The sequence below is a fragment of the Thiomicrorhabdus sp. ZW0627 genome, from assembly GCF_029767005.1.
Classification (GTDB): Bacteria; Pseudomonadota; Gammaproteobacteria; order Thiomicrospirales; family Thiomicrospiraceae; genus Thiomicrorhabdus.
The window spans coordinates 1-12,558 of sequence record NZ_JARUQR010000004.1 but is presented as its reverse complement, the minus strand read 5'-3'; the positions used below and the strand labels follow the sequence as shown (position 1 = coordinate 12,558).

The following is a 12,558-nucleotide window of genomic DNA, read 5'->3' as shown; positions in this document are numbered from 1 at the left end:
ATTCCTATGGGCGTCTGTGTTGCAGGCGGCCGGGAATAGTGGAAATGAAAATGAGCAGGCCTGCTCATTTTCATTTTATATAAACGATATCTTTCCGGTTGAGAGATCTGTATTAACAGGTGATGACTTAAATGGCTTTTTTAAAAGCGCTGTTACTAGAGATTTTTCGTCCACTGATTTGTGCGTTGTCCGGTATCCGCCGGGCATTGTTGTTTAGAAAATTGACAAAGGCAAAACAAAACCATGAGTGATGCTCACTTTGCAAATTTAGCAAAACAGGGCTATAACCGCGCACCGGTAATGCGTACGGTTCTATCTGACTACGATACTCCTTTAAGCGTTTATCATAAACTAGCCAAAGCCCCATATTCCTACCTGTTCGAATCAGTTCAAGGCGGGGACAAGTGGGGTCGCTACTCTATCATCGGTTTGCCTTGTCAGCGTCGCTTATTGATCCGCGGTAACCAGATTGAGGAATGGAACGGTTCCGAGCTGGTACAGAAGCAGGTCGCCGACGATCCGTTGGCATGGATCGAAGCCTACCAGAATCAGTTCAAGGTTTATGATCAGCCGGGCCTGCCAGCTTTCAGCGGCGGATTGGTCGGTTATTTCGGTTACGATACTATCCGTTATGTGGAAAAACGATTACAGAAGACCGCTCCTCAGCGTGACGATATCGGCGCTCCGGATATCGAACTGTTGGTTTCTGAAGAGTTGGTGGTGTTCGATAATTTGAGTGGTCAGGTGCATGTGATTGTACATGCGGACCTTTCAAAGCCTAACGGGTATTCTCAAGCACAAGTTCGATTGGACGAACTACAGGGCTTGTTGAGTCAGCCGATGCCGTTGCCGGAAGATAAACCGAGCGATCGTACTGTTGAAGAGGAAGACTTCGTCTCCAGTTTTGGTGAGGAAGCCTTTAAGGACGCAGTCGCCAAAATCAAAGAATATATTTTCGCTGGTGATGCCATGCAAGTGGTCATTTCCCAGCAGATGTCTCTTCCGTATGAAGAGGCACCGATTGACCTTTACCGTGCATTGCGTTATCTGAACCCTTCACCGTATATGTTCTTCATGGATATGGGCGACTTGCAAGTTGTTGGCTCGTCGCCGGAGATTTTGGTCCGCCTGGAGGATAACCAGGTGACGGTTCGCCCGATTGCCGGTACCCGTCGTCGTGGCTTGACACCCGAAAAGGACCGCGCGCTCGAAGAAGACCTGCTTAACGACCCGAAAGAGATCGCGGAGCACTTGATGCTGATTGATCTTGGGCGTAACGATGTGGGTCGCATCGCTCAAGTCGGTTCTGTGGAATTGACCGAGAAGATGGTGGTCGAGCGTTATTCGCACGTCATGCATATTGTTTCCAACGTCAACGGTATCGCAAAGCCAGGCATGTCCGCCATGGATGTGTTGCGTGCGACTTTCCCGGCCGGAACGGTTTCAGGTGCACCGAAGATTCGCGCGATGGAAATCATCGACGAATTCGAACCTGTTAAACGAGGTATCTACTCCGGTGCGGTTGGATATCTGGGTTGGCACGGCAATATGGATACGGCGATTGCAATCCGTACAGCGGTCATTAAAGATAAACGTTTGTTTGTGCAAGCCGGTGCGGGAATCGTTGCCGATTCCGTCCCGCAGTCGGAATGGGACGAGACCATGAACAAAGGACGTGCGGTTTTCCGTGCGGCGGAATTCGTCGCCGAAGGCTTGCAGACCAAAAACCCCGATGCGGGACATCGATAAACGAGTAAAGGACATTAAAAGATATGTTGTTGATGATTGATAACTACGACTCGTTTACCTATAACATCGTTCAGTATTTTGGCGAGTTGGGTCAGCACGTAGAGGTGTATCGTAACGATCAGATTACGATCGAAGAGATCCAGACTATAAATCCCGAGTTTCTGGTGATTTCGCCTGGCCCGTGTACACCGACCGAAGCCGGAATTTCGGTCGAGGCGATCAAACATTTCGCCGGGAAGATTCCGATTATGGGTGTTTGTCTTGGACACCAGTCGATCGGTCAGGCGTTCGGCGGTAAGATCGTTCGCGCGAAACAGGTTATGCACGGTAAGACTTCGCCGGTTTATCATAAAGACATCGGTATGTTCACAGGTCTACCGAATCCTGTTCAGACAACCCGATATCATTCGTTGGTAATTGAGCAGGCCTCTCTGCCGGACTGCCTTGAAGTGACTGCCTGGACTCAGGACGAACAAGGGAATATGGATGAAATTATGGGTGTGCGTCATAAAACGCTACCGATTGAAGGTGTGCAGTTCCACCCTGAGTCGATTCTGACCGAGCAGGGGCACCAGATGTTACAGAACTTTTTGGATCAGAAGTAAAAGACGGAAAAGATTATGGAATTGAACGTCGCTTTAGAGCAGTTGTTGAACCGACAGGATTTGCAGGAAGAACAGATGGAATCCGTGATGCGTAAGCTGATGTCGGGCGAGGCCTCGGAAGCTCAGATCGGCGCGATTCTAGCCGCTTTGCGTATGAAGAGCGAATCCGTCACGGAGATCACCTCTGCCGTCAAGGTCATGCGTGAGTTGGCGGCTCCGGTGTCGGTTGATGACAAGTCGCACTTGGTTGATACCTGCGGAACCGGCGGTGACGGTGCCAGCACCTTCAATATTTCAACGGCCAGCGCGTTTGTGGTAGCTGCCGCTGGCGGACGTGTCGCCAAGCATGGTAACCGTTCCTTTTCGAGCAAGTCAGGCAGTGCAGATGTGCTGGAAGCGGCCGGAGTGAATCTGGCATTGACGCCGGAACAGGTCGCCGAATGTGTCAACGAACTGGGTGTGGGGTTCATGTTTGCACCTGCACACCACAGTGCCATGAAGCATGTGATAGGCGCCCGCAAAGAGATGGGGGTCCGTACGATTTTCAATATGTTGGGGCCCTTGACGAATCCGGCTGGTGCGCCATATCAGGTAATCGGCGTGTTCAATAAAGATTTGGGTCCGGTGTTTGCGGAAGTGTTGCAACGCCTAGGTTCGAAGCATGTCATGGTGGTGGCTGCTGAAGACGGATTGGACGAGATTTCAATCGCCAGCGAAACCTATGTGGCGGAATTGAAAGACGACACAATCAGTCAGTGGAAAATCGACCCTTCCGATTACGATATGGATCATCCGGATTTGAGTGAACTGAAAGTGGAATCCGCTCAGGAAAGTTTGAATATCATCCGTTCTGTTTTTGCTAATAGCGACAGCGCAGCGAAAGACATCGTCTGTTTGAATGCCGGTGCTTCGATTTACGTTTGCGGTTTGGCCGATACGTTTTCCGATGGCGTCAATCTGGCACGCAAAGTAATTGCCGACGGTTTGGCGCATCAGAAATTCAACGAATTTATCGCAAAGACCCAGTCTTTCAGCTGATTCAGTTTTGAACAGGCCGGTTGGTTTTATTAGATGACGGCGGTATTGAAAAGACACTTTTATTTTGTGGCCGGCGGTGTGTTTTTTCTGACAGGCCTGTTGGGAGTTGTTTTGCCGGTCTTGCCGACCACCCCGTTTATGATTTTGGCGGCAGGGTGTTTTGCCAAAAGTTCCCCACGTTTCCACCAGGCTTTATTGAACAACCGTTGGATCGGCGCCGATCTTCGGCGTTGGGAACAGGAGCGAACCATGTTACGCTCGACCAAAAAGAAAGCGACTTGGGTCATTGTCGTGATGTTTTCGATTTCCATTGCTGTTCTTGCGGATAAGCCCTGGTTGCAACTCATGCTCGTGGCGATAGCCGGTGTCCTGCTATTTTTCCTGTGGCGGGTAAAGGAACAGGCTTCTGCTGAAACAAAAGAATTAAATGTTTGATATAGGATGTGCAACATTCCGTGTGGGATGGCTGCGCAAATAAAGGGATAACAATATGAGTGGTACACCTACCATTTTGAAAAAAATTATTTTCCGTAAGCTGGAAGAGATTCAGGAAGGTTGTGAAAAGATCTCGTTGCGAGAGATGAAGCAAAAGGCCATCATGGCCCCTCCGGCCAAAGGGTTTGCGGATGCGTTACAGGCGAAACTTGATGAAGGTAAGTCTGCCGTGATTGCAGAAATTAAGAAAGCCTCTCCAAGTAAGGGCATTTTGCGTGATCCGTTTGATCCGGTCGAAATCGCCAAAAGTTATGCGGAAAATGGCGCGGCCTGTTTGTCGGTGTTGACGGATCGTGATTTTTTTCAGGGTTCGAACGAATATCTACAGCAGGTGCGTGAAGCGGTCGATCTGCCGATTATCCGTAAAGATTTTATCGTTGACGACTATCAAGTCTATGAAGCACGCGCGATTGGGGCAGATTGCATTCTATTGATTGCGGCAGCGATTGGTGATGCTCAGATGTATGAGTTGACCCAAACGGCCATGCAATTAGGTATGGACGTTCTGATCGAAGTCCATAACGAAGAAGAGCTGGAACGCGCGTTGCAGTTGCCGCTGCCGATGATCGGAATCAATAATCGTGACCTGCATACCTTTGACGTATCATTGGAAACCACAATCCGCATGTTGGATAAAATTCCGGATGATCGAATCGTGATTACCGAAAGCGGGATTTTAGGGCCGGAAGACGTTAAAAAAATGCGTGAACACAAGGTCAATAGCTTCTTGGTGGGCGAAGCGTTCATGCGCGCTGAGAACCCGGGAGAAAAGTTGGCGGAATTGTTCCAATAACCTGTTGATTTCGAAGTAATAAAAAACGTTTAAAAAGCGACAAAAAACGCTTGCAAATCTGTACAAAAGGAGAATAATACGCTTCTCCTTTTTTCCAAAAGAAAAATGGTTAAACCTCACGTTAAAAATTAACGTGGCTGGGGTTCGGCAAGCTAGCCTTGTCTTGTCGAATTTTCATTAATCATTCATCCGCATTCAATCCTTTTTCATGCGGGTGTTTTAGTAAGGTACTCACTACAAATGCCAAACTCAGAAAATATCCTGGTCACCGGGAACGAACACTTTGAAGTTATTGAAAAAACCACCATTATCGACGACACCTGGCCGACACACGATCAGGCAGTAGAAGATCAAACTCTGGATCATTTTATTTGTCGCGATGGTAAAACGTTCGCCGGAACGCACCTGATTGCGGATTTTTGGGGCGCGGATCGTTTGGACGATCTGCAATTAATGGAAAGCGCCCTACGTGAAGGCGTGGAAAAAGCAAAAGCGACGTTGTTGCACATCCATTTGCACCACTTCACTCCGAACGGCGGAATCTCCGGTGTTGCGGTATTGGCGGAATCTCACATCAGTGTGCATTCTTGGCCGGAAAGAAATTATGCGGCATTTGACGTGTTTATGTGTGGCGACTCCGAACCTGAGAAGGCGATCGAGGTATTGAAAGCCGCATTCACACCGACGGATGTTAAAGTCGATACCATCTTGCGTGGAGAGGTAGAGAAATAATGGCTGATACGTATTTAGAAACGCTTTACCCGACCTGGGGACAGCAATTCGTGATGGATGAAGTGCTGTTTGAGGTCGATACCGGCCACCAGCACCTGATCATTTTCAAGAATGGACAATGGGGTACGGTGATGGCGCTGGACGGCGTCATTCAGACCACGGAAAAAGATGAGTTCATCTACCATGAAATGATGACGCATGTGCCGATGCTGGCACATGGTAATGCCAAGAAAGTATTGATCATCGGTGGCGGTGATGGCGGTATTTTGCGTGAAGTCTTGAAGCACGAAGGTGTCGAATCGGTGACTCAGGTTGAAATCGACCAGCAGGTAATCGACATGTGCGTGCAGTATTTGCCGAACCACTCCGCCGGTGCTTACGATAATCCGAAAGCGAACATCGTAATTGCCGACGGAGTGGATTTTGTAAATGAATGTACAGAGAAATTCGATGTCATTATTTCGGATTCCACTGACCCGATGGGGCCGGGAGAGGTGTTGTTTACCTCGCGTTTCTATCAGGGGATTAAAAACTGTTTGAACGAAGGCGGCGTGTTTGTGGCGCAGAACGGGGTGAGCTTTATGCAAACTGATGAAGTGACCACCACCTTCAAGCGTTTGTCTCCTTTGTTTGAAGAGGCGAGTTTTTACTCGGGCGCAGTACCAACTTATGTGGGCGGAATCATGACGTTTGCTTGGGCAACGGATGATCTGTCTTTGAAACTACAGAGCGTAGATGTGATTCGTGGTCGTTTTGAAGCTTCGGGCATTCAAACCCGCTTCTACACGCCTGAATTGCATGTGGGATCTTTTGCATTGCCACAATACGTCCAAGATGCAATGGCATAATCAGGCCCGACGGCCTTTTGGAGAATGAGAGAAATTGAACAACGAAGAACTTGTCCAACATTTTGCGGAACAGACGCACCCTGACGAACTTGAGCAGTTTGACCGCTCGACGTTAAGGGAGTTGCTTAAGCAGCATGAGACGCCTTTTCTGGTTTTGGATTTACAAGAAGTTGAATATCAGTACAACGCTTTGAAAAATGCGTTGCCTGGTGTTGAGTTGTTTTATGCGATCAAGTCACTGGCTCACCCGGCAGTGATTCGACGTTTGAAAAAATTGGGTGGCAGTTTCGACTTGGCCACCTCCGGGGAAGTGGATCTTGTGAAAGGATTGGGTGTCGAAGGATCACAATGTATCCATACCCATCCAATCAAGAAAGATAAGGAAATCCGTCATGCACTGGAGTTCGGCTGTACGCGTTTCGTCGTGGACAACCCGGATGAAGTCTTGAAGTTCATTCCGTACAAGGACCAGGTCGAGTTGATGATTCGCGTCAGCTTCCGTAGTCAGGATGCGATTGTGGATTTGTCACGTAAATTCGGTTCGGCTTTGGAAGAGTTGCCTGGATTGGTGAATTTGGCTGTGGAAAACGGTTTGACCGTTTCCGGCTTGTCTTTCCATGTCGGCTCTCAGTCTTTGTCGCCGTTTGCGCAGGTGAACGCGGTACAGGCTTCGATTGCGGCGATGAAAGAGATGAGTCACGTCGATTGGAAGTGGCTGGATATCGGTGGCAGTTTCCCGGTTTCTTACCAGGGTCCTGTGATGCCGATAGAGGATTTCTGTGCGCCGATCGTTGAAGCTTTGGCGGATCTGCCGGAATCGATCCGTGTCTTTGCCGAGCCGGGCCGTTTCATTTCGGCGCCGTCGATGATCGAAGTCATCAAGATCGTCGGTAAGGCTAAGCGCGGGGCGCGTACCTGGTATTATCTGGATGACGGAGTATATGGTGCTTTGAGTGGCCAGATGTACGATCATGCCAAATATCCGATTGCGCCTTTGAAACCGTTTGACCCGATGGGGGACTTTTTCCCGAGTGTTTTGGCTGGCCCGACATGTGACAGCATTGACGTGGTGGATGAAGACATCGAGTTGCCGGATCTGGCGATTGGCGATATCCTAATTGCCAAACAAATGGGGGCATACACCATTGCTTCTGCTTCCGAATTTAACTATTATCCTAAGCCCAAAGTAGTAGTGGTCGAAGATTTGATCGACCATACCGATGATGAGTAAAGGATAAGTGATGAAGACAGAGATTAAATGGCAAGGTGGTATGGCGTTTGAAGGGTCAACGGAGAGCGGGCATTCGGTATTGATGGATGCAGCGCCTCAAGTAGGCGGTGAAAACCGCGGCCCGCGCCCGATGGAGATGGTCTTGCTGGGCTTGGGTGGCTGCACCAGTATCGATATCATTATGATGTTGAACAAGAGCCAACCGGGTCTGGTCAAAGATTGCCAGGTTGAAGTCACTGCCGAGCGTGCCGATTCGATTCCTAAGGTATTCACCAAAATCCATGTACTTTTCAAAGTATATGGACAGGGCCTTAACGAGAAAAAAGTCGCACGTGCCGTTGGTCTGTCTGCAGAGAAGTATTGTTCGGTTTCTAAAATGTTGGAAGCTACGGTGGAGATGTCCCACGATTTTGAAATCATCGAAGCCTAATATTCCTTTCCTATGATTTAAGGGAGCGCGTCTTATGCCAGGTTGGTTGTTAAAGTTCAGCATGTCTTTTTTGCGAATGGTGATGACCCCGAAAGGCCTGGCTAAACAGGCGCGTAAACCTTCAGGCTGGTACGGTAAATATATTGCCCAGCCGATGTTCCTTAGCGGCAACGCTGCTCTTAACCAGCTTATTTTCAATAAGCTGGACTTATCTTCCAATGACGTTGTGCTTGAGGTCGGTTTCGGTCCTGGCGCGCTTTTGGGACAAATTGCCGAAAAAGTTAACCGATCCAATAATGTGTTTGGTCTGGATTTTTCACCGACCATGCTTGCGGAAGCGCAAAGGCGTAATCGCAACCTCATCGAAAGCGGTCTTTTGCATCTACAGCAGGGTTCTTCCTCAAACATGCCTTATACGGAAAGCTACTTCAGTAAAATTTGTTGTTCTAACATTTTGTATTTCTGGCAGCCACCGGAACCGCATTTGTCCGAAATACTGCGTTGTCTTCAACCTGGCGGACAGTTAGTGATGGGTTTTCGCAGTGCCGATCAAATCAATGCTATGCAATTGGATAATGAAGTGTTTGCCCGTTATAGCGATGAGGAGCTTGAATCCTTATTGAAACGGGTTGGATTTTCGGATGTGGCGATTATTCATCAGTCCGCCGAACCTTTGGATTCCTATGTGGCGATTGCCACGAAGTCTGTTTGAAGCATTTTAGCCTGTCCGGAATTCTGAACAGGCCTGTTCAAAACAGTCTAGAGCACCGAAGTGACGGATGCTGTAATGCCGCTACTTAATGTTTCCAGGTTTTGATCGCTGATGTTATAGGCCGGCATGCTGTAGATTAATTTACCGAATGGTCTCAGCCAGATTCCGTTTTCAATGGCGGCGGCTTGTACTTGCGGGCCTAGATCATCTCTCTCTAATTCCACTACACCGATTGCTCCCAGAACGCGGGTGTCTGCTACACCATTCAGTTCTTTTAACGGCAATAGCGTTTTCTTGAAGTGGGTTTCGATGTGTCGAATGTTTGCCTGCCAGTCCGACTCAAGCAGTACGTCAATATTGGCGATGGCTGCGGCACAGGCAAGTGGGTTGGCCATAAAGGTCGGGCCGTGTGCCAGGATGCCAGGATCACCTTGGTTGAGCGTTTCGCTGATTTTTTTGGTGGCAAGTGTGGCGGCCAGACTGATGTGTCCGCCCGTCAGAGTTTTTCCAAGAGTAATGATGTCCGGGCTGATGCCGGCCCATTCGCTGGCGAAGAGCTTGCCGGTGCGCCCGAATCCGGTTGCAATCTCGTCGACAATCAATAGAACATCGAATTCGTCACAGAGTTGGCGTAGCTGTCTCAAGTAGTCGGGTCGATAAAAGCGCATGCCGCCGGCACCTTGAACGATGGGTTCGATGATGACGGCGGCGATTTGTTCGATGTGGGTTTCGAGCATGGTGCGGACTGATGCAATGTCGGTGTCGTCGCTTTTGATGTCGAAGCCCATTTGAGGGGCTTCGGCAAAGAAGTGTTGGGTCAGGATTTGTGAAAACAGACTGTGCATGCCGTTGACGGGGTCGCAGACCGCCATGGTCGCGAAGGTGTCACCGTGATAACCGTTTTTAACGGTCAATAATCGATTTTTGCCAGGCCTGTCGAGACTGATCCAGTATTGCATTGCCATTTTGATGGCCACTTCGACCGCTACAGAACCCGAGTCGCAGATGAATACCTTGTCCAATCCTTTCGGGGTGAGTTCGACTAAGCGTTTACTAAGCTCAATGGCTGGTTCGTGTGTTAAGCCTCCGAACATGATGTGCGGCATGGTGTCGATCTGTCGGTGCATCGCTTCCTGAATTTTAGGATGATTGTAGCCATGTAGGGTGGCCCACCAGGAACTCATCCCGTCAACCAAATCACGACCATCTGCCAGCGTGATGATTGAACCTTGAGTTTTAGCCACTCCTATCGCAGGTGTTTGTCCCGGCATTTTTGCATAAGGATGCCAAATGTGATTGCGGTCGAATTCAAGGAGTGATTTCCAGTTGCTCATGGTGGTTACCTGTTTGCTATTATGGATTGTCTTATAGGGATATAGGTTGCTATATGATACAGAACGCGGGCGGTTATTTCATATTGCACTTGATTTGATTGTTAGTGATAACAATCCGTCAATAGATGAAGTTATGAGCCCATAAGAAAATAATTGTATTAGTAACTTGAAAAATGGGGTTTTTTTTGTAGAATGAAGTTTGAGTCTTTGCGATGTTCCATGGATGTTGCACTGCGAAGACTGTTCTAAGTAGAAAATTTGTTGTGCCAAACTTGTTGTGAAGCAAGGACGGAAAGCCATGGGTCTCAATGTGGATGTGAGATCGCCAGGTTGCCAAATTGAACTCTTCTCTAAATGTTGGGTGCTCTAGCATGCTCAATGTTTTCTGACGGTGTGTCAATCCCTTCCGTTTTGTTTGACCGGTAAACTAAATTTCTATTTTTTTATAAACGCTTTATTTGCCAAACTTGTTGTGAAGCAGGGACGGAAAGCCATGGGTCTCAGTGTGGATGTGAGATCGCCAGGTTGCAAAAGCGTAGGTACGCTTGATATTTCGAACCAGACTTCTTTACATGTTTCGCTTGAGTCTATCTCGAGGAGGCTGTGAATGTTAGTCCAGAAATTGGAAATAGGGCAAACCTATCTGATCGAGTTGATCGTCAGTTGTTTGCTCTTGATGGCGCCAGATGCGTTGGCTGCGGATTACGCAGTTGATCGTGTCGAGAGCGGTGCTTTGTATCGGGATGGTTATGCCGGTTCAGGGATGAACGGGTATTCTCATCTTAACCGTGCGGAGCCCGGTCTACAAGAAAGAACCATGTTGTTATCCGAGGGGCGGACTTGGAATATGTCCGTTGGTTTGGATAAGGATGGGGTTGACCAAAGTCAGTGGAATCTGATGGTTTATTTTACCTCAGCATTTAAATAGGATGTTTTTGTTGAGGTAATGTTTTAAAGCCCGGCCAGGGAAGGCTGGGCTTTTTTTATGTCTGAATTTTGTGTTTCCGGCAGCCGTTTGGTAGGCGTGATAGATACTATTGTGATTCTTTCTGTTCCTGCTGAGTGAAGTCGAGGCGGTCGATTGCATATTGAAATGACTTTTCCAGAGGCGCTTCGATCGTGACGGTTTCTTTTGTGCTGGGATGGATGAATTGTAAAGAGGTGGCCGCAAGGTATAGGCGGTGTTGCTCTAACCATTCGTTGAAGAAATGATTGTGATGGCGATCACCGTATTTGACGTCACCGATGATTGGGTGGCTAATGTGATTAAGATGTCGGCGAATTTGGTGCTTACGGCCGGTTTTGGGTTTAAGTTCGACTAAAGAGTAGCGTTGCTGATCGAATTTACCGATAGTGTGGTCGACTGTGGTGTGTGCCAATGTTTTATAGGCGGTAATTGCAGTTTGTGGTTCAAGCTGTTCTTTTTTTAACTTGTCCGCAATCCGGTCCTTCTGATATTTAAGGGGTTTGTCAATCAGTCCTGTTGGTTCTGTCCAGCCGCGGCAGATGGCCAGATAGGTCTTTTCAATGGTGTGCTCCGTGAACTGTTGTCCAAGTTGTCTAGCGGTATTTGAATCGAGTGCAAATAGGAGTAGGCCGGATGTGGCTTTATCGAGGCGATGGATCGGGTAGACCATTTGTCCGACAGTGTCCCGGGTCAGTTGTACTGCAAACAAAGTCTCGTGTTTGTCGATAGGCGAACGATGGACCAAAAGGCCAGCCGGTTTGTGTATTGCGACAAGGTGGCTGTCTTGGTAAACGATTTTAAATGCGTCTAAATCAAGCTGGGTTTGCAATTTAATGCCTTTGTTTTGAGTATATTGTATTGTTCGTGAAGTTTAACAAGACGGGTTTAAAGGGCAAATAAAAACAGTGAAAATGTGGGTAAGTTAGTGCCTAAAGTACAAAAAAACAAAATAATGAACTTTTCTGGAATTTGTTATTGACAGGCGTTAAATAATCTATAAAATACGCACTCACAATTCGGAGGGTTTCCCGAGCGGCCAAAGGGGGCAGACTGTAAATCTGCTGGCTCAGCCTTCGGTGGTTCGAATCCACCACCCTCCACCAGTTTTNGTAAGTTAGTGCCTAAAGTACAAAAAAACAAAATAATGAACTTTTCTGGAATTTGTTATTGACAGGCGTTAAATAATCTATAAAATACGCACTCACAATTCGGAGGGTTTCCCGAGCGGCCAAAGGGGGCAGACTGTAAATCTGCTGGCTCAGCCTTCGGTGGTTCGAATCCACCACCCTCCACCAGTTTTTGCGGGTATCGTATATTGGCTATTACCTCGGCCTTCCAAGCCGATGAGGGGGGTTCGATTCCCCCTACCCGCTCCAATTCTTAAAGAGGCTCTCTTGGTTGATTTGCAAATTGCAGGTTGATGGGAGGGCCTTTTTAATATTAGTTACCGCTTCCATAGCTCAGTAGGTAGAGCGCATCCATGGTAAGGATGAGGTCACCAGTTCGATCCTGGTTGGAAGCTCCATTTTTTAACCAAAGTGGTTCTTTGTCTTAACGGGCTGGAAGCTGCTTAACGGAGTTTGCATCATGGCAAAAGAAAAGTTTGAAAGAACGAAACCGCACG

Annotated in this window: 13 protein-coding genes, 4 tRNA genes and 2 riboswitches; of the genes, 15 read left to right on the top strand and 2 right to left on the bottom strand. The window is 48.1% G+C overall.

Going from position 1 to position 12,558, the window contains the following annotated elements:
* Nucleotides 1-243: 243 nt before the first annotated feature.
* The 10 genes from trpE (at nt 244) to QCB45_RS08720 (ending at nt 8,633) form a co-directional block, all read left to right on the top strand.
* Nucleotides 244-1,749 (top strand): anthranilate synthase component I, encoded by a 1,506-nt coding sequence (gene trpE, locus QCB45_RS08765; protein WP_279420563.1) that lies wholly within the window; start codon nt 244-246, stop codon nt 1,747-1,749.
* Between the two features lie 23 nt (nt 1,750-1,772).
* On the top strand, nt 1,773-2,354 hold the full coding sequence (locus tag QCB45_RS08760) for an aminodeoxychorismate/anthranilate synthase component II (protein WP_279420562.1): 582 nt from the start codon (nt 1,773-1,775) through the stop codon (nt 2,352-2,354).
* A 15-nt stretch (nt 2,355-2,369) separates the two neighbouring features.
* Nucleotides 2,370-3,392, top strand: a complete 1,023-nt coding sequence (trpD, locus tag QCB45_RS08755; protein WP_279420561.1) for an anthranilate phosphoribosyltransferase — start codon at nt 2,370-2,372, stop codon at nt 3,390-3,392.
* A 33-nt stretch (nt 3,393-3,425) separates the two neighbouring features.
* Nucleotides 3,426-3,827: a YbaN family protein gene (locus QCB45_RS08750; protein ID WP_279420559.1), complete on the top strand. Its 402-nt coding sequence runs from the start codon at nt 3,426-3,428 to the stop codon at nt 3,825-3,827.
* A gap of 55 nt (nt 3,828-3,882) precedes the next feature.
* Nucleotides 3,883-4,680, top strand: a complete 798-nt coding sequence (gene trpC, locus QCB45_RS08745; protein ID WP_279420558.1) for an indole-3-glycerol phosphate synthase TrpC — start codon at nt 3,883-3,885, stop codon at nt 4,678-4,680.
* Nucleotides 4,681-4,920: 240 nt separating this feature from the next.
* Nucleotides 4,921-5,412 carry an adenosylmethionine decarboxylase gene (gene speD, locus QCB45_RS08740; protein ID WP_279420557.1) on the top strand — a complete coding sequence of 164 codons (492 nt, stop codon included), beginning with the start codon at nt 4,921-4,923 and terminating at the stop codon, nt 5,410-5,412.
* The gene (gene speE / locus QCB45_RS08735) at nt 5,412-6,260 is read left to right on the top strand and encodes a polyamine aminopropyltransferase (RefSeq protein ID WP_279420556.1); all 849 of its coding nucleotides are present in this window, start codon (nt 5,412-5,414) and stop codon (nt 6,258-6,260) included. The genes speD and speE overlap by 1 nt, the downstream gene beginning before the upstream one ends.
* 34 nt (nt 6,261-6,294) lie before the next feature.
* Nucleotides 6,295-7,491 carry a type III PLP-dependent enzyme gene (locus QCB45_RS08730; RefSeq protein ID WP_279420555.1) on the top strand — a complete coding sequence of 399 codons (1,197 nt, stop codon included), beginning with the start codon at nt 6,295-6,297 and terminating at the stop codon, nt 7,489-7,491.
* Nucleotides 7,492-7,501: 10 nt separating this feature from the next.
* Nucleotides 7,502-7,921, top strand: coding sequence for an OsmC family protein (locus QCB45_RS08725; RefSeq protein WP_279420553.1), 420 nt, complete (start codon nt 7,502-7,504; stop codon nt 7,919-7,921).
* Nucleotides 7,922-7,955: 34 nt separating this feature from the next.
* Nucleotides 7,956-8,633, top strand: a complete 678-nt coding sequence (locus QCB45_RS08720) for a class I SAM-dependent methyltransferase (RefSeq protein WP_279420552.1) — start codon at nt 7,956-7,958, stop codon at nt 8,631-8,633.
* 47 nt (nt 8,634-8,680) lie between these two features.
* Here the strand turns inward: QCB45_RS08720 and QCB45_RS08715 are convergent, their stop codons facing one another.
* A complete protein-coding gene (locus QCB45_RS08715; protein ID WP_279420551.1) occupies nt 8,681-9,967 on the bottom strand; it encodes an adenosylmethionine--8-amino-7-oxononanoate transaminase in 1,287 nt (428 codons plus the stop codon).
* Nucleotides 9,968-10,222: 255 nt separating this feature from the next.
* A riboswitch (cyclic di-GMP riboswitch) is annotated at nt 10,223-10,305 on the top strand.
* A 112-nt stretch (nt 10,306-10,417) separates the two neighbouring features.
* Nucleotides 10,418-10,500, top strand: a riboswitch (cyclic di-GMP riboswitch).
* A 74-nt stretch (nt 10,501-10,574) separates the two neighbouring features.
* Between QCB45_RS08715 and QCB45_RS08710 the strand changes: the two genes are divergently transcribed.
* On the top strand, nt 10,575-10,895 hold the full coding sequence (locus tag QCB45_RS08710; RefSeq protein WP_279420550.1) for a hypothetical protein: 321 nt from the start codon (nt 10,575-10,577) through the stop codon (nt 10,893-10,895).
* A gap of 106 nt (nt 10,896-11,001) precedes the next feature.
* Here QCB45_RS08710 and QCB45_RS08705 read toward each other — a convergent pair whose 3' ends face one another.
* Complete coding sequence (locus tag QCB45_RS08705) at nt 11,002-11,763, bottom strand: pseudouridine synthase (RefSeq protein WP_279420549.1); 762 nt, start codon at nt 11,761-11,763, stop codon at nt 11,002-11,004.
* Nucleotides 11,764-11,952: 189 nt separating this feature from the next.
* Between QCB45_RS08705 and QCB45_RS08700 the strand changes: the two genes are divergently transcribed.
* The 4 genes from QCB45_RS08700 (at nt 11,953) to QCB45_RS08685 (ending at nt 12,459) form a co-directional block, all read left to right on the top strand.
* Nucleotides 11,953-12,037: transfer RNA gene (locus QCB45_RS08700), tRNA-Tyr, on the top strand.
* Nucleotides 12,038-12,144: 107 nt separating this feature from the next.
* A tRNA-Tyr gene (locus QCB45_RS08695) sits at nt 12,145-12,229 on the top strand.
* 6 nt (nt 12,230-12,235) lie between these two features.
* Nucleotides 12,236-12,310: transfer RNA gene (locus QCB45_RS08690), tRNA-Gly, on the top strand.
* 73 nt (nt 12,311-12,383) lie between these two features.
* Nucleotides 12,384-12,459 (top strand) — tRNA-Thr (locus tag QCB45_RS08685).
* The last annotated feature ends 99 nt before the right edge of the window (nt 12,460-12,558 follow it).